At 67.4% G+C, this 20476-nt stretch carries 20 protein-coding genes; 15 read left to right on the top strand and 5 right to left on the bottom strand.

All coding sequences use genetic code 11. The features are described from left to right. The 9 genes from rplO (at position 1) to JGR64_RS09970 (ending at position 7046) form a co-directional block, all read left to right on the top strand. Positions 1 to 435, top strand: a complete 435-nt coding sequence (rplO, locus tag JGR64_RS10010; protein WP_185116118.1) for a 50S ribosomal protein L15 — start codon at positions 1 to 3, stop codon at positions 433 to 435. Between the two features lie 7 nt (positions 436 to 442). After that, positions 443 to 1798 carry a preprotein translocase subunit SecY gene (gene secY, locus JGR64_RS10005; protein ID WP_182825406.1) on the top strand — a complete coding sequence of 452 codons (1356 nt, stop codon included), beginning with the start codon at positions 443 to 445 and terminating at the stop codon, positions 1796 to 1798. Between the two features lie 341 nt (positions 1799 to 2139). Further along, complete coding sequence (rpsM, locus tag JGR64_RS10000) at positions 2140 to 2496, top strand: 30S ribosomal protein S13 (RefSeq protein ID WP_182825408.1); 357 nt, start codon at positions 2140 to 2142, stop codon at positions 2494 to 2496. A 12-nt stretch (positions 2497 to 2508) separates the two neighbouring features. Beyond that, positions 2509 to 2898, top strand: a complete 390-nt coding sequence (rpsK, locus tag JGR64_RS09995) for a 30S ribosomal protein S11 (RefSeq protein ID WP_132985250.1) — start codon at positions 2509 to 2511, stop codon at positions 2896 to 2898. A gap of 13 nt (positions 2899 to 2911) precedes the next feature. Beyond that, on the top strand, positions 2912 to 3547 hold the full coding sequence (rpsD, locus tag JGR64_RS09990) for a 30S ribosomal protein S4 (protein WP_199373184.1): 636 nt from the start codon (positions 2912 to 2914) through the stop codon (positions 3545 to 3547). A 49-nt stretch (positions 3548 to 3596) separates the two neighbouring features. Beyond that, positions 3597 to 4595 carry a DNA-directed RNA polymerase subunit alpha gene (rpoA, locus tag JGR64_RS09985; protein WP_199373183.1) on the top strand — a complete coding sequence of 333 codons (999 nt, stop codon included), beginning with the start codon at positions 3597 to 3599 and terminating at the stop codon, positions 4593 to 4595. A gap of 24 nt (positions 4596 to 4619) precedes the next feature. Further along, positions 4620 to 4994: a 50S ribosomal protein L17 gene (gene rplQ, locus JGR64_RS09980; protein ID WP_199373182.1), complete on the top strand. Its 375-nt coding sequence runs from the start codon at positions 4620 to 4622 to the stop codon at positions 4992 to 4994. 87 nt (positions 4995 to 5081) lie between these two features. Beyond that, on the top strand, positions 5082 to 5600 hold the full coding sequence (locus tag JGR64_RS09975) for a disulfide bond formation protein B (protein WP_199373181.1): 519 nt from the start codon (positions 5082 to 5084) through the stop codon (positions 5598 to 5600). A gap of 69 nt (positions 5601 to 5669) precedes the next feature. Then, positions 5670 to 7046: a 3-deoxy-7-phosphoheptulonate synthase class II gene (locus JGR64_RS09970; protein WP_199373273.1), complete on the top strand. Its 1377-nt coding sequence runs from the start codon at positions 5670 to 5672 to the stop codon at positions 7044 to 7046. A gap of 40 nt (positions 7047 to 7086) precedes the next feature. On the opposite strand, the gene JGR64_RS09965 is transcribed toward JGR64_RS09970, so the two are convergent. Then, entirely contained in the window at positions 7087 to 7671 is a 585-nt protein-coding gene (locus JGR64_RS09965) for a 2'-5' RNA ligase family protein (RefSeq protein ID WP_199373180.1), read from the bottom strand. Continuing rightward, positions 7668 to 9497: a translational GTPase TypA gene (gene typA / locus JGR64_RS09960; protein WP_199373179.1), complete on the bottom strand. Its 1830-nt coding sequence runs from the start codon at positions 9495 to 9497 to the stop codon at positions 7668 to 7670. Before typA ends, JGR64_RS09965 begins: the two co-directional genes overlap by 4 nt. A gap of 216 nt (positions 9498 to 9713) precedes the next feature. Between typA and JGR64_RS09955 the strand changes: the two genes are divergently transcribed. The 6 genes from JGR64_RS09955 (at position 9714) to prpC (ending at position 16804) form a co-directional block, all read left to right on the top strand. After that, positions 9714 to 10208, top strand: coding sequence for a peptidylprolyl isomerase (locus tag JGR64_RS09955; RefSeq protein WP_199373178.1), 495 nt, complete (start codon positions 9714 to 9716; stop codon positions 10206 to 10208). A gap of 144 nt (positions 10209 to 10352) precedes the next feature. Further along, the gene (locus JGR64_RS09950) at positions 10353 to 11552 is read left to right on the top strand and encodes a pyridoxal phosphate-dependent aminotransferase (RefSeq protein ID WP_199373177.1); all 1200 of its coding nucleotides are present in this window, start codon (positions 10353 to 10355) and stop codon (positions 11550 to 11552) included. 37 nt (positions 11553 to 11589) lie between these two features. After that, a complete protein-coding gene (locus JGR64_RS09945) occupies positions 11590 to 12576 on the top strand; it encodes a malate dehydrogenase (protein ID WP_199373176.1) in 987 nt (328 codons plus the stop codon). Between the two features lie 156 nt (positions 12577 to 12732). Continuing rightward, positions 12733 to 14619 (top strand): propionate--CoA ligase, encoded by a 1887-nt coding sequence (gene prpE / locus JGR64_RS09940; protein ID WP_199373175.1) that lies wholly within the window; start codon positions 12733 to 12735, stop codon positions 14617 to 14619. 79 nt (positions 14620 to 14698) lie between these two features. Continuing rightward, positions 14699 to 15583 carry a methylisocitrate lyase gene (gene prpB / locus JGR64_RS09935; protein ID WP_199373174.1) on the top strand — a complete coding sequence of 295 codons (885 nt, stop codon included), beginning with the start codon at positions 14699 to 14701 and terminating at the stop codon, positions 15581 to 15583. 66 nt (positions 15584 to 15649) lie between these two features. Then, the gene (gene prpC, locus JGR64_RS09930; protein ID WP_199373173.1) at positions 15650 to 16804 is read left to right on the top strand and encodes a 2-methylcitrate synthase; all 1155 of its coding nucleotides are present in this window, start codon (positions 15650 to 15652) and stop codon (positions 16802 to 16804) included. Positions 16805 to 16874: 70 nt separating this feature from the next. On the opposite strand, the gene JGR64_RS09925 is transcribed toward prpC, so the two are convergent. From JGR64_RS09925 to JGR64_RS09915, 3 genes are all read right to left on the bottom strand, one after another. Continuing rightward, positions 16875 to 17486 (bottom strand): glutathione S-transferase N-terminal domain-containing protein, encoded by a 612-nt coding sequence (locus tag JGR64_RS09925; RefSeq protein ID WP_199373172.1) that lies wholly within the window; start codon positions 17484 to 17486, stop codon positions 16875 to 16877. A 75-nt stretch (positions 17487 to 17561) separates the two neighbouring features. Continuing rightward, positions 17562 to 18017, bottom strand: coding sequence for a cell wall hydrolase (locus tag JGR64_RS09920; RefSeq protein ID WP_182825437.1), 456 nt, complete (start codon positions 18015 to 18017; stop codon positions 17562 to 17564). 270 nt (positions 18018 to 18287) lie between these two features. Continuing rightward, positions 18288 to 20312: an NADPH-dependent 2,4-dienoyl-CoA reductase gene (locus tag JGR64_RS09915; RefSeq protein WP_199373171.1), complete on the bottom strand. Its 2025-nt coding sequence runs from the start codon at positions 20310 to 20312 to the stop codon at positions 18288 to 18290. Between the last annotated feature and the right edge of the window lie 164 nt (positions 20313 to 20476).

Below are 20476 nucleotides of genomic sequence, written 5' to 3'. Positions count from 1 at the left end.
ATGAAGCTCAATACTCTGCACCCCACGCCCGGCGCGCGTACCGATCGCAAGCGCGTTGGCCGCGGCATCGGTTCCGGCCTCGGCAAGACCGCGGGCCGCGGCCACAAGGGTTCCTTCGCCCGCTCGGGCAAGGGCAAGATCAAGGCCGGCTTCGAAGGCGGCCAGATGCCGCTGCGCAAGCGCCTGCCCAAGGTCGGCTTCCGCTCGCGCATCGCCGGCGACACCGCCGAGGTCATGCTGTACCAGCTCGAGCGCCTGGAAGGCGACATCGACTTCAAGGCGCTGCGCGCCGCGAAGCTGGTGCCGGCCACCGCCAAGCGCGCCAAGATCGTGCTGAAGGGTGACGTCACCAAGGCCCTGGTGCTGAAGGGCGTGCTGGCCACGGCCGGTGCGCGCGCGGCGATCGAAGCCGCCGGCGGCAAGGTCGAGGAGTAAGAACGGCATGGCACGTAGCGGCAACGCGATGGCCGGGGTCGGCGGGCTCGGCAAGTTCACCGAGCTCCGCCAGCGCCTGCTGTTCGTCGCTGGGGCACTGATCGTCTACCGCATCGGCTGCTACATCCCGGTGCCCGGCGTGAACCCCGACGCCATGCTGCGCCTCATGGAGCAGCAGGAAGGCACCATCGTGGACATGTTCAACATGTTCTCCGGTGGCGCCCTCTCGCGCTTCAGCCTGTTCGCGCTCAACGTCATTCCCTACATTTCGGCGTCGATCATCATCCAGCTGCTGGTGCAGATCCTGCCCAGCCTGAAGGCGATCTCGAAGGAAGGCGAGTCCGGTCGCCGCAGGATCACGCAGTGGTCGCGCATCGGCGCGATCCCGCTGGCGATCTTCCAGTCGGCCGGCATCGCCGTCGCGCTGCAGAGCTCGGGCGCCAGCAATGGCATCCCGGTGGTCTACGCACCCGGCATGGGCTTCGTGGTCACCGCAATCATCGCGCTCACCGCCGGCACCATGTTCCTGGTGTGGCTGGGCGAGCAGGTGACCGAGCGCGGCATCGGCAACGGTGTGTCGCTGATCATCTTCGCGGGCATCGTTGCAGGCCTGCCGAGTGCCGTCATCACCACGTTCGAAGCCGCGCGCAACGGCGACATGAGCCCGATTGCGGTGATCCTGATCGCGCTGATCGTGGCGATGTTCACGTACTTCGTGGTGTTCGTGGAGCGTGGCCAGCGCCGGATCACGGTGAACTACGCGCGTCGCCAGGGTGGCCGCAACGCGTACATGAACCAGAGCTCGTTCCTGCCGCTGAAGCTCAACATGGCGGGCGTGATCCCGGCGATCTTCGCATCGTCGATCATCATGTTCCCGGCCACCGCGTCCACCTGGTTCAGCCAGGCCGGATCGGCGACGTGGCTGCAGCGGGTGAGCCAGGCGCTGTCGCCGGGCGAGCCGCTGTACATCCTGCTTTACGCGGGCCTGATCGCGGGTTTCACCTTCTTCTACACGGCCTTGGTCTTCAATTCCCAGGAAACCGCCGACAACCTGAAGAAGTCGGGCGCGCTGATCCCGGGCATCCGTCCGGGCAAGGCGACGGCGGACTACATCGACGGCGTGCTGACGCGGCTCACCGCGGCCGGCGCGACCTATCTGGTGCTGGTCTGCCTGCTCCCCGAGTTCATGCGCACCGAGCTGAATGCGTCGTTCTATTTCGGCGGCACCTCGCTGCTGATCGTGGTGGTCGTGGTCATGGACTTCATTGCCCAGATCCAGGCACACCTGATGTCGCACCAGTACGAAAGCCTGCTCAAGAAGGCCAACCTCAAGGGAGGCCAGCGCGGCCTGCCGCGCGGCTGACGATATTCAAGCGGATGCCCCCGCGGCCGGCTGGCCGGGGAGGGGATCCTGGTCCCACCGCTTCGCGGTCGGACCGTGATGGGCGACTCGCGCGGCGGTCCCGCGTGCGAGTGGTTCGAAGCCTGTCCTGGCGCCAGAGTAGCGCCGGGCGGACCCGGTCCCGCAAGGGGGCGGGTTGCAGCATCGGACCTTCGCCGGAGCATGGGCACACTCCCCATGCCGGGCTTGCTGGACGCCATTGGCGGCCACGGGCTTCCTTGTACCTCGGGATCCTGATAGAATTTCGTGTTCACTGCGTCGGATGAACCCATCCGTGCGCCAAACCAGTTGGAGATCCGCGCATGGCGCGTATTGCAGGTGTCAACCTGCCTGCCCAGAAACACGTCTGGGTCGGGCTGCAAAGCATCTACGGCATTGGCCGTACCCGTTCGAAGCTCGTCTGCCAGGCGGCCGGCGTGGATTCGTCCATCAAGATCCGCGACCTGTCGGAGCCTGACGTCGAGCGCCTGCGCTCGGAAGTCGGCAAGTACGTGGTCGAGGGCGACCTGCGCCGCGAAATCGGCATGGCGATCAAGCGCCTGATGGACCTCGCCTGCTACCGCGGGCTCCGCCATCGTCGCGGCTTGCCGCTGCGCGGCCAGCGCACCCGGACCAATGCCCGCACCCGCAAGGGTCCGCGCAAGGCCATCAGGAAATAAGGAAACAAGACCATGGCCAAGCCGGCAGCTAAGCCGAAGAAGAAGATCAAGCGCGTCGTCACCGACGGCGTTGCCCACGTCCACGCTTCGTTCAACAACACCATCATCACGATCACCGACCGCCAGGGCAACGCGCTCTCGTGGGCGACTTCGGGCGGCGCGGGCTTCCGCGGTTCGCGCAAGTCGACCCCGTTCGCAGCACAGGTCGCCGCAGAGAAGGCCGGCAAGGCCGCCCTCGACTACGGCGTGAAGTCGCTGGAAGTGCGCATCAAGGGACCCGGTCCGGGCCGTGAATCTGCCGTTCGTTCGCTGAACAACGTCGGCTACAAGATCACCAACATCATCGACGTGACGCCAATCCCGCATAACGGGTGCCGTCCGCCGAAGAAGCGTCGCGTCTAAGGGGCGATAAGAAATGGCTCGTTATATCGGACCCACCTGTAAGCTCGCGCGCCGCGAAGGCGCCGACCTGTCGCTCAAGTCGCCCGCCCGCGCTCTTGATTCCAAGTGCAAGCTGGAGCAGAAGCCCGGCCAGCACGGTGCCGGCACCGGCGCCCGCCGGAGCAAGCTCTCCAACTACGCCGTCCAGCTGCGTGAAAAGCAGAAGGTCAAGCGTATCTACGGCCTGCTCGAGCGCCAGTTCCGCAACTACTACAAGAAGGCCTCGACCAAGAAGGGCAACACCGGCGAGAACCTCCTGCAGCTGCTGGAAACCCGTCTCGACAACGTGATCTACCGCATGGGCTTCGCGGTCACCCGCCCGGCGGCCCGCCAGCTGGTCTCGCACCGCGGCGTCACGGTCAACGGCAAGCCCGTCAACCTGCCGTCCTACCTGGTCAAGGCTGGCGATGCCATCGCCCTGTCCGAGAAGGCGCAGAAGCAGCTCCGCGTGCAGGAGGCCCTCACGGTCTCGTCCACGATGGACCTGTCGCCGTCCTGGGTCGAGGTTGATTCGAAGAAGTTCAGCGGCGTGTTCAAGGCGGTCCCGGACCGCGGCGACCTGCCGGCTGACATCAACGAAGCGCTGATCGTCGAGCTGTATTCGAAGTAATTCACTTGGCCCGCCGGCGTCAGTCGACGGGCCCCAGGAGACACCAAACATGACGGTTACCGCCAACCAGGTCCTGCGCCCGCGTGGTCCCCAGATCGAGCGCATTACCGGCAACCGCGCGAAGGTCGTGATCGAGCCGCTCGAGCGCGGCTACGGCCACACGCTCGGCAATGCCCTGCGCCGCGTCCTGCTGTCGTCGATCCCCGGCTTCGCCATCACCGAAGTGGAGATGGACGGCGTGCTGCACGAATACAGCACGATCGAAGGCCTGCAGGAAGACGTGCTCGAGGTGCTGTTGAACCTCAAGGACGTCGCCATCCGCATGGGCACCGGCGAAAGCGCCACCCTCACCCTGGCCAAGTCCGGCCCGGGCGTGGTGACCGCCGCCGACATCAAGACCGACCACAACGTCGAGATCCTCAACGGCGAGCACGTGATCTGCCATCTCACCAAGGATGCGTCGGTCAACATGCGCCTGAAGATCGAGCGTGGTTTCGGCTACCAGCCGGCCGCCGCGCGTCGTCGCCCGGACGATGAGACCCGCGTCATCGGCAGGCTGATGCTCGACGCATCGTTCTCGCCGGTTCGCCGCGTCGCGTACGAAGTCGAAGCCGCCCGTGTCGAGCAGCGCACCGACCTCGACAAGCTGGTCATCGACATCGAGACCAACGGCACGATCGACGCCGAGGAAGCCGTGCGCACCGCCGCCGACATCCTCACCGACCAGCTCAGCGTGTTCGGCGACTTCACCCGCCGCACCGCCGGCGACACGAAGCAGCCGACGCCGGGTGTCGACCCGATGCTGCTGCGTCCGATCGACGACCTCGAGCTGACGGTGCGTTCGGCCAACTGCCTCAAGGCCGAGAGCATCTACTACGTGGGCGACCTGATCCAGAAGACCGAGGTCGAGCTTCTCAAGACCCCGAACCTCGGCAAGAAGTCGCTGACCGAGATCAAGGAAGTCCTGGCCCAGCGTGGCCTTTCGCTTGGCATGAAGCTCGAGAACTGGCCGCCGGCCGGCGTCTCGGCGCACGGCATGCTCGGTTAAGACAGACAAACAGGAACCAAGACCATGCGCCACCAGAAATCCGGACGCAAGTTCAGCCGCACCAGCGCACACCGCGATGCCATGTTCACCAACATGGCGGCGTCGCTGATCAAGCATGAGCTGATCAAGACCACGCTTCCGAAGGCCAAGGAGCTGCGCCGCGTCGCAGAGCCGCTGATCACGATGTCGAAGACCGACGGCGTTGCCAACCGCCGCCTCGCCTTCTCGCGCCTGCGCGACAAGGAAGCCGTGGGCAAGCTGTTCGTCGAGCTTGGCCCGCGCTACCAGGCGCGCCCGGGTGGTTACCTGCGCATCCTGAAGTGCGGTTTCCGCGACGGTGACAACGCGCCGATGGCGTACGTCGAGCTCGTCGATCGCCCGGAAGCGTCGGCCGAGTAATAACGCGGCATGCGCCACCTGTGAAAACCCCGGACCTGTTCCGGGGTTTTTGCTATGTTGGCGGCCGCTTTCGGGAAGCCCCTTGCCATGGTCCTCAATCCGTTTCGCTGGTCGTTCCGCGCCCAGTGCCTGTCCGGCTTTGCCGCCTGCGCGGCGCTGATCGGCTTTGCGATCTTCTCGCAGTTCGCGTGGGGGCTCGAGCCCTGTCCGTTGTGCATCTTCCAGCGCATCGCGTTCGCGGCGCTTGGCGTGGTGTTCCTGCTCGCAGCGCTGCATTCGCCGCGCTCCGCCTCGACCCGCGCGTTCTACGGCGTGCTCGGCTTCCTGGCCGCGGCCGTGGGGATGGCGATCGCGGGGCGCCATGTCTGGATGCAGCTCAATCCGCCGGAGATCCCCGGCTGTGGCCCGCCGCTGTCGTTCCTGCGCGAAACGCTGTCCACCGGCAACGTGATCCGCAAGGTGCTGACCGGCACCGGCGACTGCGGCAACGTGGACTGGACCTTCCTCGGGATTTCGATGCCCGCCTGGAGCCTGATCTGGTTCGTTCTGCTGGCCGTGCTGTTCGTTGTCGCGGGCTTCCGCAGCCGTCGTTCGCGCTGGGCGTGAGCCGGCATTGCGGCGCGCCGGCAAGCGGCGGATGATGGTCCCGCTGCAGTGCAACAAAGACCGATGACGATGCCCGCCAACGACCGTGCCCTCCATCCCGTGAACCTGCCCGAGCATTGGAGCCCTGGAAGCTGGCGCCAGCGCCGCGCCCTGCAGCTGCCGAGCTATCCCGACGCGGACGAGCTCGGCCGTGTGCAGGACGAACTCCGTGCGCTGCCACCGCTTGTCACGTCGTGGGAGATCCAGGCGCTCAAACAGCAGCTGGCCGAAGCGCAGGAAGGCAAGCGCTTCCTGCTGCAGGGCGGCGATTGCGCCGAGAACTTCAGCGACTGCACCTCGGAGGTCGTGTCCAACCGGCTCAAGGTGTTGCTGCAGATGAGCCTGGTGTTGGTGCACGGCCTGCGCTTGCCGGTGGTGCGCGTCGGGCGCTTTGCCGGCCAGTACGCGAAACCGCGCTCCGCCGACACCGAGACCCGCGGCGACATCACCTTGCCCAGCTATCGCGGCGACATGGTCAACGGCCCGGAGTTCACCGCGTCCGCGCGCATCCCCGATCCGCGGCGCATGGTCAAGGCACACGCCCGATCGGCAATGACCATGAATTTCGTGCGTTCGCTGATCGATGGCGGATTCGCCGACCTGCACCACCCGGAATACTGGGACCTCGGCTGGGTGACGCATTCGCCGCTCGCCGACGACTACCACCGCATGGTCGCCAACATCGGCGACGCGGTGCGCTTCATGGAGACGCTGTCCGGGAGCGAGGTCCACAACCTCAACCGGGTGGATTTCTATACGTCGCATGAAGCGCTGCTGCTGCCGTACGAAGAGGCGCAGACGCGGCAGGTGCCGCGCCAGTGGGGCTGGTTCAACCTCAGCACCCACTTCCCGTGGATCGGCATGCGCACGGCGGCACTCGATGGCGCGCATGCGGAATACTTCCGCGGCATCCGCAATCCGGTCGCCGTGAAGATCGGCCCGTCGGTGGAGCCCGATGACCTGCTGCGCCTGGTCGACCTGCTGAACCCGGACGATGAGCCCGGTCGGCTGAGCCTGATCTGCAGGATGGGCGCGGCCCATGTGGCCGATCGACTGCCGCGCCTGCTGGAGGCGGTCAAGCGCGACGGACGCCGCGTGCTGTGGATCTGCGACCCGATGCACGGCAACACCGAAGCCACCAGCAACGGCTACAAGACGCGTCGCTTCGACAACATCCGCAGCGAGATCGAGCAGAGCTACGACCTGCATGCCGCGGCCGGCACGCGCCTCGGCGGCGTGCACCTCGAGCTGACCGGCGAGGATGTCACCGAGTGCACGGGTGGTGCGCGCGACCTCGGCGAGATCGATCTCGAGCGCGCCTACCGCTCATCGGTGGACCCGCGGCTCAACTACGAGCAGTCGCTGGAGATCGCCATGGCGATCGTGCGCAAGCAGGCGCAGTTGTGAAGCCGCCGTCCAACGCCTGAGCGGCAGAGCGGGCCTCGTTCTACAGCAGGCGCGGCTGCTCCGGCGCGACGGGAAGCGGCCCGCCGGTCAGTGGCCAGTCGCCCAGGGCTTCGTAGTGGCCGCCGGGGTTGAGCAGCAGCTCGAAACGATCCACGCGCATCACGTCGCCGCCGCAGTCGATGTCGTCCAGCCACGCCTGCGCGGGCAGGCCGCGCGGAAGATGGGCCAGAGTGACGTGCGGCTGCGTGGTGGCCTGTTCCGGCCGGATGCCGCACTGGCGGATGGCATCACGCGTCGCGTCGCACAGGGCCTGCAGCGCGGGACTGGCGTGTGGCAGGGCGACGACCGCCCCGGATTGCGCCCAGTACGCCACGCGTTGGACTTTGAACCCGTGCGCGGGAATGCGCCGCGCGACCGCCGCGAATGCGTCGAGCAGGGCAGGCGTCGCGGCCTGCCTGGCCTCGTAACCGATGAAGCAGAGGGTGGCGTGCCATTGGTCCGGGCGACGCGGCTGCAGGCGCCGTCCGTCGGGCGGCTGTGCGGCCTGCAGCCTGGCCGCGATCGCGGTCAGGCTCTCCCGGCCCCCGGCATCCGGTCGCCAGGCGGGGAACAGCGCGTGGCTCACGCCGCGCGGCTGGCCCGCTTGCGATCGGTTTCGCTGAGGTGCTTCTTGCGCAGGCGGATTTCCTTCGGGGTGACCTCGACCAGCTCGTCGTCCTCGATGAAGTCCAGCGCCTGTTCCAGCGTGTACTTGATCGCCGGGGTCAGCTTGATGGCATCGTCCTTGCCCGAGGCGCGCATGTTGGTGAGCGGCTTGGTCTTGATGGCATTGACCGTGAGGTCGTTGTCCTTGGAGTGGATGCCGATCAGCTGGCCTTCGTACACGTTGTCGCCTTCGGCCGCGAACAGCTTGCCGCGCTCTTCGAGCGGGCCGAGCGAGTAGGCGGGCGTGACGCCGGCGGCGTTCGCGATCATCACGCCGTTGGTGCGCTTGGCGATCGCGCCCTGCTCCTTCGGGCCGTAATGGTCGAACACGTGGAACAGCAGGCCGGTGCCCTGGGTGAGGGTCTTGAACTCGTTCTGGAAGCCGATCAGGCCGCGGGCCGGGATCATGTAGTCCAGGCGCACGCGCCCCTTGCCGTCGGACTCCATGTTCTTCAGCTGGCCCTTGCGGATGCCGAGCTTCTCCATCACGCCGCCCTGGTGCACTTCCTCGATGTCGACCACCAGCTGCTCGACAGGCTCCATCTGCTGGCCGTCGATATTCTTGATGATCACTTCCGGGCGCGACACGGCGAGCTCGAAGCCCTCGCGGCGCATGGTCTCGATCAGCACCGACAGGTGCAGCTCGCCGCGGCCGGAGACCAGGAACTTGTCCGGGTCCGAACCTTCCTCGACCTTGAGCGCCACGTTGTGCAGCGTCTCGCGCTCCAGGCGCTCGCGGATCTGGCGGCTGGTGATGAACTTTCCGCCGCTGCGGTCCTTGTTGCCGGCGAACGGTGAGTTGTTGACCTGGAAGGTCATGCTGATGGTCGGCTCGTCGACGGTCAGCGCGGGCAGTGCTTCCGGCGTATCGAGCGCGCAGACGGTGTCGGAGATCGACAGGTCGGCGATGCCGGAGAGGGCGAGGATGTCGCCTGCCTTACCTTCATCGACTTCGACGCGTTCCAGGCCGAGGAAGCCCAGCACCTGCATCACCTTGGCCTGGCGCTTCTTGCCGTGGCGGTCGACCACGCTCACCGGCATGTTGGTCCGCACCGTGCCGCGCTGGATGCGCCCGATGCCGATCAGGCCGACGAAGTTGTTGTAGTCCAGCTGGCTGATGCGCATCTGGAACGGGCCGTCCGGATCCACGGTGGGCGGCGGCACGTGCTTCATGATCGCTTCGTAAAGCGGGGTCATGTCGCCTTCGCGGGCGGTGTCTTCCAGGCTCGCGTAACCGTGCAGCGCCGAGGCGTAGACGATCGGGAAGTCGAGCTGCTCGTTGGTGGCGCCGAGCTTGTCGAACAGGTCGAAGACCTGGTCGATCACCCAGTCCGGGCGCGCGCCGGGCCGGTCGATCTTGTTGACCACCACGATCGGGTTGAAGCCCATCGCGAACGCCTTCTGGGTCACGAAGCGCGTCTGCGGCATCGGCCCGTCCATGGCGTCGACGAGGATCAGCACCGAGTCGACCATCGACAGCACGCGCTCGACCTCGCCACCGAAGTCGGCGTGGCCAGGGGTGTCGACGATGTTGATGCGGTTGCCATTCCAGTTGATGGCGGTGTTCTTGGACAGGATCGTGATGCCACGTTCCTTTTCCTGGTCATTGCTGTCCATCATCCGCTCGGCCGTGACCGTGCGTTCGTTGAACGTACCGGATTGCTTGAGCAGGCAATCGACGAGGGTGGTCTTGCCGTGGTCGACGTGGGCGACGATGGCGATATTGCGGAGGCGTTCGATGGACATCGGGAAAGCCGCACCTGGGTGCCGTTGTCGGGCAGGGCGCGCGGGACCTTGTTTTGGGAAGCCCGGTAGTATACAGCCCCATCCGCTGGCGTCATCAGTGTTGGAATCCGCCCCGGCGGCTCCATATCGACGCCACGGTGCCTTGGCCCCCGGCCACGGCCCTCCGGCCGCGTCCCCGGGCCGACGCCCCAGCATCCCTCCACCAGGAATCCATCCATGTCCCTGAATGCCGTATTCGACACCGCCCGTGGCCAGATCAAGGTCGAGCTCTACCCCGACAAGGCCCCGCTCACGGTCGCCAGCTTCGTCAACCTCGCCAAGCACGGCTTCTACGACGGCCTGAGCTTCCACCGCGTGATCCCCGACTTCATGGTGCAGGGCGGCTGCCCGCAGGGCACCGGTACCGGCGGTCCCGGCTACAAGTTCGAGGACGAGACCGGCAACGGCGTGAAGCACGAGCGTGGCGTGCTCTCGATGGCCAACGCCGGCCCCAACACCAATGGCAGCCAGTTCTTCATCACCCACATCAAGACCGACTGGCTGGACGGCAAGCACACCGTGTTCGGCAAGGTCGTGGAAGGGCTGGACGTGGTCGACGCGATCAAGCAGGGCGACGCCATCAACTCGGTGACGGTGCAGGGTGATGTCGACGCCGCGCTGGCCGCCAAGCCGGAGCGCGTCGCCGAGTGGAACCGCATCCTCTCCGCGTGACCCGTGCCAGCCTTGCCGCGCGTCGCCCTGGTGCGGCCGCGGCAGGCCCCGGCGATGCCCGGGCTGTTAGAATACGCGGCTGAAATACGCGCGGCGCGGCCCCCGGGCCCGCCGCCCAGCCCACCCAACTCCCGAGGTTCCGCGATGCTGCAGCTCGCCAAGCGAATGGGCCGTGCCAAGCCCAGCGCGATCATGGTCGTGGCCGAAAAGGCCAAGCGTCTGAAGGCCGAAGGCCGCGACATCATCAGTTTCTCGATCGGTGTCCCCAATTTCCTGCCCGGCGACCATGTCTATGCCGCCGCGCGCCAGGCGCTCGAGCACGATTCCGGCCAGTACGGCAGCAACCGCGGCGCCAACGAGCTGCTGGATGCGTTTCTTGCGCACATGCAGGCGCTGGGCCTTGACGGCTATACCCGGGCCAACTGCGCCACCGGCGTGGGCGCCAAGCACGTGCTCTACAACCTGGCCGAGGCGCTGCTGGACGAGGGCGACGGGTTCGCGTTCGCAACGCCGTACTGGACCAGCTACCTCGACATTGGCGAGATTGTCGGCGCCGACATCCAGCTGCTGCCATGTCCGCCCGAGCAGGATTACAAGCTCAGCCCCGCGCAGCTCGACGCGGCGCTGGCGAAGAAGCCCAAGGTGTTCCTGTTCAACAACCCGTCCAACCCGACGGGCATGGTCTACACCCGTGACGAGATCAGCGCGCTGGCCGACGTGTTCGCCCGCCATCCCGACACCTGGATCATCACCGACGACATCTACAACACGATGGTGTTCGACGGCGTCGGCTACCACAACTTCGTGCAGGCGCGCCCTGAGCTGCGCGACCGGGTGATCTTCGTGGATTCGCTGTCCAAGACCTACGGCATGCCCGGCTGGCGCGCGGGCTTCATGGCCGGCCCCGAGGTCGTGGCCCAGGCCGTGACCACCATGAACTCCAACCACATCACCAACCTGCCGGAGATCGTCACCGCGGCCGCCGTGGCGGCGCTGTCGGGCCCGCAGGATGTGCCCGCCGCGCGTCGCGCGGAGTTCCAGGCCAAGCGTGACCAGGTGGTGGCCGCGCTCAATGCGATCCCGGGCGTGGTCTGCCCGGTGCCACAGGGTGCGTTCTACGCGTTCCCCGACATCAGCGTGGCCTACGGCAAGTCGCACGCCGGCCAGGTGATCAACAACGACGTCGAGTTCTGCGCGGCCCTGCTCGAAGCCAAGGGCGTGGCCTGCGTGCCGGGCTCGGCCTTCGGCGAGCCGCGCGGCATGCGCATCAGCTACACGTGCCCGACGCCGCAGCTGGCGCCCGGGCTGGAGCGCATCCAGGCGTTCTTCGCCGAGCTCCAGTAATTCCCCAACACAAACCCCATACCCCGGAGTCCGCACGATGAACGCCCCCGTCCGAGTTGCCGTCACCGGCGCCGCCGGCCAGATCGGCTACGCCCTCCTGTTCCGCATCGCCTCGGGCGAAATGCTGGGCAAGGACCAGCCCGTCATCCTGCAGCTGCTCGAGCTGCCGATGGAGAAGGCCCAGGCCGCGCTCAAGGGCGTGATGATGGAGCTGGAAGACTGCGCGTTCCCGCTGCTGGCGGGCATGGTCGGCACCGATGACCCGGAAGTCGCATTCAAGGATGCCGACATCGCGCTGCTGGTCGGCGCGCGTCCGCGCGGCCCCGGCATGGAGCGCAAGGACCTGCTGCTCGAGAACGCCAAGATCTTCACCGCGCAGGGCGCGGCGCTGAACAAGGTCGCCTCGCGCGACGTCAAGGTGCTGGTGGTCGGCAACCCGGCCAACACCAACGCCTACATCGCGATGAAGTCGGCGCCGGACCTGAAGGCGGCCAACTTCACCGCGATGCTGCGCCTCGATCACAACCGCGCGCTGAGCCAGCTGGCCAACAAGGCCGGCGTGGCCGTGGGCGACATCGAGAAGCTGGTCGTCTGGGGCAACCACAGCCCGACCATGTATCCCGACTACCGCTTCGCCACTGTCAACGGCGAGTCGCTGAAGGACAAGGTCAACGACGCCGACTGGAACGCCAACGCATTCATCCCGCAGGTCGGCAAGCGCGGCGCGGCCATCATCGAAGCACGCGGCCTGTCCTCGGCGGCGTCGGCGGCGAATGCGGCCATCGACCACATCCGCGACTGGGTGCTGGGCAGCAACGGCAAGTGGGTGACCATGGGCGTGCCGTCGGATGGCAGCTACGGCATCCCCGAGGGCGTGATCTACGGCGTGCCGGTCACCACCGCGAACGGCACCTACACGCGCGTCGAGGGCCTGGAAGTGGACGCGTTCAGCCGCGCCGCCATGGACAAGACCCTTGCCGAGCTCGAGGAAGAGCGCGCCGGCGTGGCGCACCTGCTGGGCTGAGGCCGCACGCCAGGCAGTGCTGAAGAAACCGGGCGCCTGCCCGGTTTCTTCGTTTTCGGCACCGCTGCGGCTACCATCGGGCGAAGGCATGGACCATCGTCGTAGTGCGCCGCTGCGGGCGACGGCCCAGGCTGTTCGAACCCACTGGAGGCAGGCATGCGTTACGAAGATTTCCACCGTCGTTCGATCGAGGAGCCGGAAGCGTTCTGGGCCGAGCAGGCGCGGGCGATCCACTGGCACAAGCAGCCCGAGTCGATCCTCGAGTACGCCAACCCTCCGTTCCGCCGCTGGTTCGCTGGAGGCGAAACCAACCTCTGCCACAACGCCATCGATCGCCACCTGGCCGAACGCGGCGAGCAGTTGGCCCTCGTCGCCGTGTCGAGCGAAACCGGCAGCACGCGCGAGTACACCTACCGCGAACTGCACCGCGAGGTGAGCACCTTCGCCGCGGTGCTGAAGTCGCTGGACGTCGGCCGCGGCGACCGCGTCGTGGTCTACATGCCCAACATCGCCGAGGCCGTGTTCGCCATGCTCGCCTGCGCGCGGATCGGCGCGGTGCATTCCGTGGTGTTCGGTGGTTTCGCCGCGCACAACCTCGCGGTGCGCATCGACGATGCCGAACCGAAGCTGCTCATCGCCGCCGATGCCGGCAGCCGTGGCGGCAAGGTCATTCCCTACAAGCCGCTGGTCGATGCCGCGTGCGCGCAGGCCAAGTCGCCGCCAGCACGCGTGTTGATGGTCGACCGTGGCCTCGCGCCCTACGCGCGCTCCGGGGGTCGCGACGTCGACTACGGCGAAGTACGCGGCCGGTTCGAGGATGCCGAGGTGCCGGTGCAGTGGCTGGAGTCCAACGAACCGAGCTACCTGCTGTACACCTCGGGCACCACCGGCAAGCCCAAGGGCGTGCAACGGGACGTCGGCGGCTACGCGGTGGCACTGGCGATGTCGATGTGGTCGATCTACGACGTGCGCGCCGGCCAGGTGATGTTCTCGACCTCCGACGTCGGCTGGGCGGTCGGGCACTCGTACAACGTGTACGGGCCATTGATCGCCGGCGCGACCACGATCCTGTACGAAGGATTGCCCACGACGCCGGATGCCGGCATCTGGTGGCGCATCTGCGAGCAGTACGGCGTGCGCACCATGTTCTCGTCGCCGACCGCGGTGCGCGTGCTGAAGAAGCAGGACCCGGCCTGGCTGACGAAGTACGACCTGTCGGCGCTGCAGTACCTGTTCCTGGCCGGTGAGCCGCTCGACGAGCCCACCGCGCACTGGATCAACGAAGGCCTGGGCAAGACCATCATCGACAACTACTGGCAGACCGAGACCGGCTGGCCGGTGCTTTCGCTGATGCCGGGCGTGGAGCTGAAGCCGGTGAAGTTCGGCTCTCCCGGCCTGCCGACGCCGGGCTACGACGTGCGCGTGATCGACGAGGCCACCGGCGAGGAAGCCAAGCCCGGCGAGAAGGGCGTGCTGGTGATCCAGCCGCCGCTGCCGCCCGGTTGCATGACCACCGTGTGGCGCGATGACGAGCGCTTCCTGTCCAGCTACTTCTCGCATTTCAAGGAGCTGCTCTACAGCTCGCTGGACTGGGCGATCCGCGACCAGGACGGCTACACCTTCATCCTTGGCCGCACCGATGACGTGATCAACGTGGCCGGCCATCGCCTGGGTACGCGCGAGATCGAGGAGTCGGTGTCCAGCCATCCGGGCGTTGCCGAGGTGGCTGTGATCGGCGTGAGCGACGAGCTCAAGGGCCAGGTGCCGGTGGTGTTCGCCACGCTCAAGCAGGCCGCGGACTCGGCCGTCGCGGCGCAGGAGATGCAGGGCAGGGTGGTCGAGCAGCTCGGTGCGATCGCGCGCCCTGCGCGGGTGTACGTGGTCGCTGCGCTGCCCAAGACCCGCTCCGGCAAACTGCTGCGGCGCTCGATCCAGGCGCTTGCCGAATCACGTGATCCCGGCGACTTGTCGACGCTCGACGATCCGGGCTCGCTGGAAGAGATCCGCGACGCGCTGGAGCGCGGTGCCGACGCCGGCAGCTGAGCAGGCGCGGCGCATGCCCGGGGCAAGGCCGCGCCGCCTGCTCGGATAGAATGGCGGTCCCGCAACACGCAGGTTCGCCATGTCCCAGTCGACCTCATCCGGCGCGCGGTTCCGCGCCGCCGTCGCCGCCGAATCCCCGCTGCAGGTGATGGGCGCCATCACCGCCTATGCCGGCCTCATGGCCAGGCGCGTGGGCTACAAGGCGCTCTATCTGTCCGGTGGCGGCGTGGCCGCCAACTCGCTGGGCGTGCCCGACCTCGGCATCAGCACCATGGAGGACGTGCTGATCGACGCGCGCCGCATCGTCGACGCCACCGGCCTGCCGCTGCTGGTCGACATCGACACCGGCTGGGGCGGCGCGTTCAACATCGCGCGCACGGTCAGGTCGTTCGAGCGCGCCGGCGTCGCCGCGGTGCACATGGAGGACCAGGTGGGCCAGAAGCGCTGTGGCCACCGCCCCAACAAGGAAGTGGTGCCGAAGGCCGAGATGGTCGACCGGGTCAAGGCCGCGGTCGACGGCCGCAGCGATGCCGGGTTCGTGATCATGGCGCGCACCGACGCCGCCGCGGTCGAGGGCATCGACGCGGCCATCGAGCGCGCGGTTGCCTATGTGGAGGCCGGCGCCGACATGATCTTTCCCGAAGCGATGAACTCGCTCGCGGACTATGCGCGGTTCAAGGACGCGGTGAAGGTGCCGATCCTCGCCAACCTCACCGAATTCGGCTCCACGCCGTTCTTCACCACCGACGAGCTGCGCAGCGCAGGTGTCGACATCGCGCTGTACTGCTGCGGCGCCTATCGCGCGATGAACAAGGCCGCGCTCAATTTCTACGAGACCGTGCGTCGCGAAGGCACGCAGAAGGGCATCGTCGACACCCTGCAGACGCGCGCCGAGCTGTACGACTATCTCGGTTACCACGCTTACGAAGACAAGCTGGACGCGTTGTTCGCCAGCGAAGAGTGACGCGTCGAGGCCGCCGCGCATGCGGTGGCCCGTCAACAAACCCGCTATCAGATCCGGAGCATGCGCATGAGCGATACCGCACCCACCCCGCCGAAGCCCAAGAAGTCGGTGGCCCTGTCGGGCACGCCCGCAGGCAACACCGCGCTGTGCACGGTGGGCCGCAGCGGCAATGACCTGCACTACCGTGGCTACGACATCCTCGATTTCGCGACCACCGCCGAGTTCGAGGAGATCGCGTACCTGCTGGTGCACGGCAAGCTGCCGTCCAAGCCTGAGCTCGCCGGCTACAAGGCCAAGCTGAAGTCCTTGCGCGGCATCCCGGCGTCGGTCAAGGCCGCGCTCGAGGAGCTGCCGCCGTCGGCGCACCCGATGGACGTGATGCGCACCGCGGTCTCCGTGCTGGGCTGCGTGCAGCCCGAGAAGGACGACCACAACCATCCGGGGGCGCGCGACATCGCCGACAAGCTGATGGCGTCGCTGGGTTCGATGCTGCTGTACTGGTACCACTACAGCCACAACGGCCGCGTCATCGATGTCGAGACCGACGACGAGACCATCGGCGGGCACTTCCTGCACCTGCTGCACGGCGAGCCGCCGCCGGCGTCGTGGGTGCGTGCCATGCACACCTCGCTGATCCTCTACGCCGAGCACGAGTTCAACGCATCCACGTTCACCGCGCGCGTCATCGCCGGCACCGGCAGCGACATGCATTCGTGCATCAGCGGCGCGATCGGCGCGCTGCGCGGGCCGAAGCACGGCGGCGCCAACGAAGTCGCGTTCGAAGTGCAGAAGCGCTACGACAGCGCCGACGAGGCCGAGGCCGACATCAAGGAGCGCGTGGGCCGCAAGGAAGTGGTGATCGGTTTCGGCCATCCGGTCTACACCGTCGGCGATCCACGCAACAACGTGATCAAGCAGGTCGCGAAGGAGCTGTCCGCCGAGCGCGAGGACATGCGCATGTACGACATCGCCGAGCGCCTCGAGTCGGTGATGTGGGACATCAAGAAGATGTTCCCCAACCTCGACTGGTTCAGCGCGGTGAGCTACCACATGATGGGCGTGCCGACGGCGATGTTCACGCCGCTGTTCGTGCTGGCGCGTACCAGCGGCTGGAGCGCGCATGTGATCGAGCAGCGCATCGACGGCAAGATCATCCGCCCCAGCGCCAACTACACCGGTCCGGAAGACCGCGCCTGGGTACCGCTCGACGCACGCGACTGACCCATCCGGATCCGTGAAATGAAAACGGCGCCCAAGGGCGCCGTTCTCGTGTGCGCTGTCGCGGCGTGGCTCAGGCCAGGCCTTCCGCCTTGAGTGTTGCCTGCACGCCTTGGTCGGCGTCCATGCGCACCTTGAAGGCGGCGATGTTGTCGAGGCCGGCCATGTCCACGCCGGTGCCTTGCGCCCAGCGCACGGTCATATAGAAGTAGGGGTCGGCAAAGCTGCGGAAGCCCGCCAGCCACGAGTTGTCGGCGAGGCGCTTGTCGGCAGACTCCATCAGCCCGCGGACCAGGTTCCGTGCCGCCGCCTTGACCGCGTCGTGTTGCGACTCGTCACCGACGTAACGCGCCGGCGAGAAGATCGGCTTGAACGCCGGATGCACATCGGAATTGACGAAGGCCAGCCAACGCGTGGCGTCGGCACGCTCGCGCGCCGAGCCGTCGCCGCCCAGGCCCGCCTGCGGATGCGTGTCGGCGATGTAGCCCATGATCGCGGCGTTCTGGGTGAGTACGAAGTCGCCGTCGACGAGGGCCGGCACCGCGCCGGCGGGATTGATGGCGAGATAGGCGGGCGCCTTCATCGAAGGGCCGTCGAGGATCTCGACTTCGAACGGGCCGCCGGCCCACTGCAGGGCGATGTGGACGGCCGTCGAGCAGGCGCCCGGCTTGGTGTACAGCTTCATGTGCGGCTCCGGTTGGGGGACACCGCCATCATCCGCGCTTGCCGACGACCACTCAATGCAGGACGCGCACCAGCATCAGGTCTTCGGCTTGAGGCTCTGCACTTTCAGGAACGTGTGGTCGCCGATCGTCGCCACCTGGTACGCGTTGCGCCAGCTCGGGCTGGCAATCGCATGGGCCAGGAAGTGGCTGGCACCGGGCACGACTTCCTTGCGCTCGCCCGCGGGCAGCGCCCAGTTGTGCTGGGATTCCAGCGCGATGGTCACAGCCTGCGACCAGGCTTCGGTATTGGTCAGGCGCGTCCGCGGCGAAACGATGGTCGGCGCGAACTGCTTGCGCGCTGTGACCACGTCGCACACCGAGTCGCCCCACAGGCCGCTGTCGGTGCGACGCAGGGCCACTTCGGCCACGGCGCGCTGGCCGAGGACCGACTGGTCGCGGGCTTCGAGGTAAAGCGTGGTGCTCAGGCAGAGTGAATCCGCGGCCTGTGGCGGCAGCACTGAGGCCAGCCACAGGATCCAGGCGAGTTTCATGACGACTCCTTGCTCCGTTGCGTCGGTCGCAACGGGGCACCCCGTCCAAATGGAATCGGGAAGCCGCTGTCGCGGACCGGCATGGCGTGTTGGGGAGGGCGGCGGCACTCTGTGGCGCATTTGCTGCCCGGGCGCGAACCCGCAGGGTTGCGTGTCGTGCCGGTTCCGCCGAAGACGCGGCGGGAAAGTGGGCGCACCTTAATGCGAGTTTTGAAAACGTGGCGTGAACGCGGGAGCGGCCCGGCACTTGCACCACGTGCCCTATTCAGACTAGAGCGCGGCCGCGAGCCTGGAGCCCTGGTCGATGGCGCGCTTGGCATCGAGTTCGGCCGCCACGTCCGCGCCGCCGATGACGTGGACCTCGCATCCTGCCTCTCGCAGCGGTGCGGCCAGGTCGCGCCGCGACTCCTGTCCCGCACAGACCACGACATGGTCGACCGGCAGCAAGCGGGCTTCGTCGCCGATGCGCAGGTGCAGGCCGTCATCATCGATGCGTTCGTAGGTGATGCCGCCGAGCATCTGCACGCGCTTGCCCTTGAGCGTCGCGCGATGGATCCATCCGGTGGTCTTGCCCAGGCGTGCACCCGGCCGGCCCGGGCTGCGCTGCAGCAGCCATACTTCGCGCGCCGGGGCCTCGGGCCGCGCTGGTACCAGGCCGCCGCTCGTGGCGAAGCGGGGATCAACGCCCCATTCGGCCATCCAGCGCGCCGGATCAAGGCTGGGCGAAGTGCCTTCGTGGACCAGGAATTCGGCCACGTCGAAGCCGATCCCGCCGGCGCCGATGATCGCCACGCGGTGCCCCGGTACGACGTCGCCGCGCAGCACCTCGGCATAGCCGAGGACCTTGGGATGGTCGTGACCCGGCAGGTCCACGCTGCGCGGCGTCACGCCCGTGGCCAGCACCACCGCGTCGAAACCGGCCAGCACTGACGGCGTGGCGGTGGTGGCGAGGCGAAGCGACACGCCGGTGTCGGCGATGCGCTCGCGGAAGTAGCGCAGGGTTTCGTCGAATTCCTCCTTGCCCGGCACGCGCCGCGCAAGGTTGAACTGGCCGCCGATTTCGGCGGCGGAATCGAACAGCGTGACCGCATGCCCGCGCTGCGCGGCGACCGTGGCGCAGGCGAGCCCGGCCGGTCCCGCGCCGACGACGGCGATCCGCCGCGGCGATGCGGACGCGATGTAGTTGAGCTCGGTCTCGTGGCAGGCGCGCGGATTGACCAGGCAGCTTGCGCGCCGGTTCTGGAAGACGTGGTCAAGGCAGGCCTGGTTGCAGGCGATGCAGGTGTTGATGGCCTGCGGACGGCCGGCGCGCGCCTTCGCGACCCACTGCGGGTCGGCGAGCAGCGGGCGCGCCATCGACACCATGTCGGCGGCGCCCGTGGCCAGGATGCGTTCGGCGACGTCCGGCATGTTGATGCGGTTGGTCGCGACTACCGGCAGCGACACCAGCGGCCGCAGCTTGGCGGTCACGCCGGCGAACGCGCCGCGCGGCACCGACGTGGCGATCGTCGGCACCCGCGCCTCGTGCCAGCCGATGCCGGTATTCAGGATGGTCGCGCCGGCGGCCTCGACCGCGCGCGCCTGGGCCACGATCGCCTCCCAGTCGTTGCCGCCGTCCACCAGGTCGAGCATCGACAGCCGGTAGATGATGATGAAGTCCGGTCCGCAGGCCTCGCGCACCTGGCGCACGATTTCGACCGCGAAGCGCATGCGGTTTTCGACGCTGCCGCCCCAGCGGTCGCCACGATGGTTGGTACGGGCCACCGTGAACTGGTTCAGCAGGTAGCCCTCCGAGCCCATGATCTCCACGCCGTCGTAGCCGCCATCGCGCGCGAGCCGGGCCGAGGTCGCGAATGCCGCGATCTGTCGCTCGACGCCGCGCGCCGACAGCCCGCGCGGCGTGAACGGGTTGATCGGTGCCTTCAGCCGCGACGCCGATACCGACAGCGGGTGATAGGCGTAGCGGCCTGCATGCAACAGCTGCATGCAGATCCGTGCGCCATGGGCGTGGACCGCGGACGTCACCTGGCGATGCTTGGCCGATTCCCACGGCCAGCTCAGCTTGCCGGCGAATGGCTTCAGCCAGCCGACCACATTGGGCGCGAATCCGCCGGTGACGATCAGCCCCACGCCCCCTTCGGCGCGCTCGGCGAAGTAGGCCGCGAGCCTGGGGAAGTCGCGGCGATGGTCCTCGAGGCCGGTATGCATGGACCCCATGAGCACGCGATTGCGCAGCGTGGTGAAGCCCAGGTCCAGCGGCGCGAAAAGGTGCGGGTACGGCGTGGCTTCGGACATGCTGCGTGCGTGGTGTGAGGATCGCGCACAGTGCAGTGAAAGGCGGGGGGCGGCAAGGACGCCTCGGCGATCGGCGGCTCAATCAATTGTTAGCTGGGTGTTAACGCGGTCTTCACGCCGCCGATCCTAACCTGCGCCCCGGTGGTGGCCAGTGTGGCGGCCAC

Source organism: Luteimonas sp. MC1572 (assembly GCF_016615815.1).
In the GTDB taxonomy this organism is placed as follows: Bacteria; Pseudomonadota; Gammaproteobacteria; order Xanthomonadales; family Xanthomonadaceae; genus Luteimonas.
Note: the sequence above shows the minus strand (reverse complement) of the source record. Positions and strands in the feature narration are given on the sequence as shown.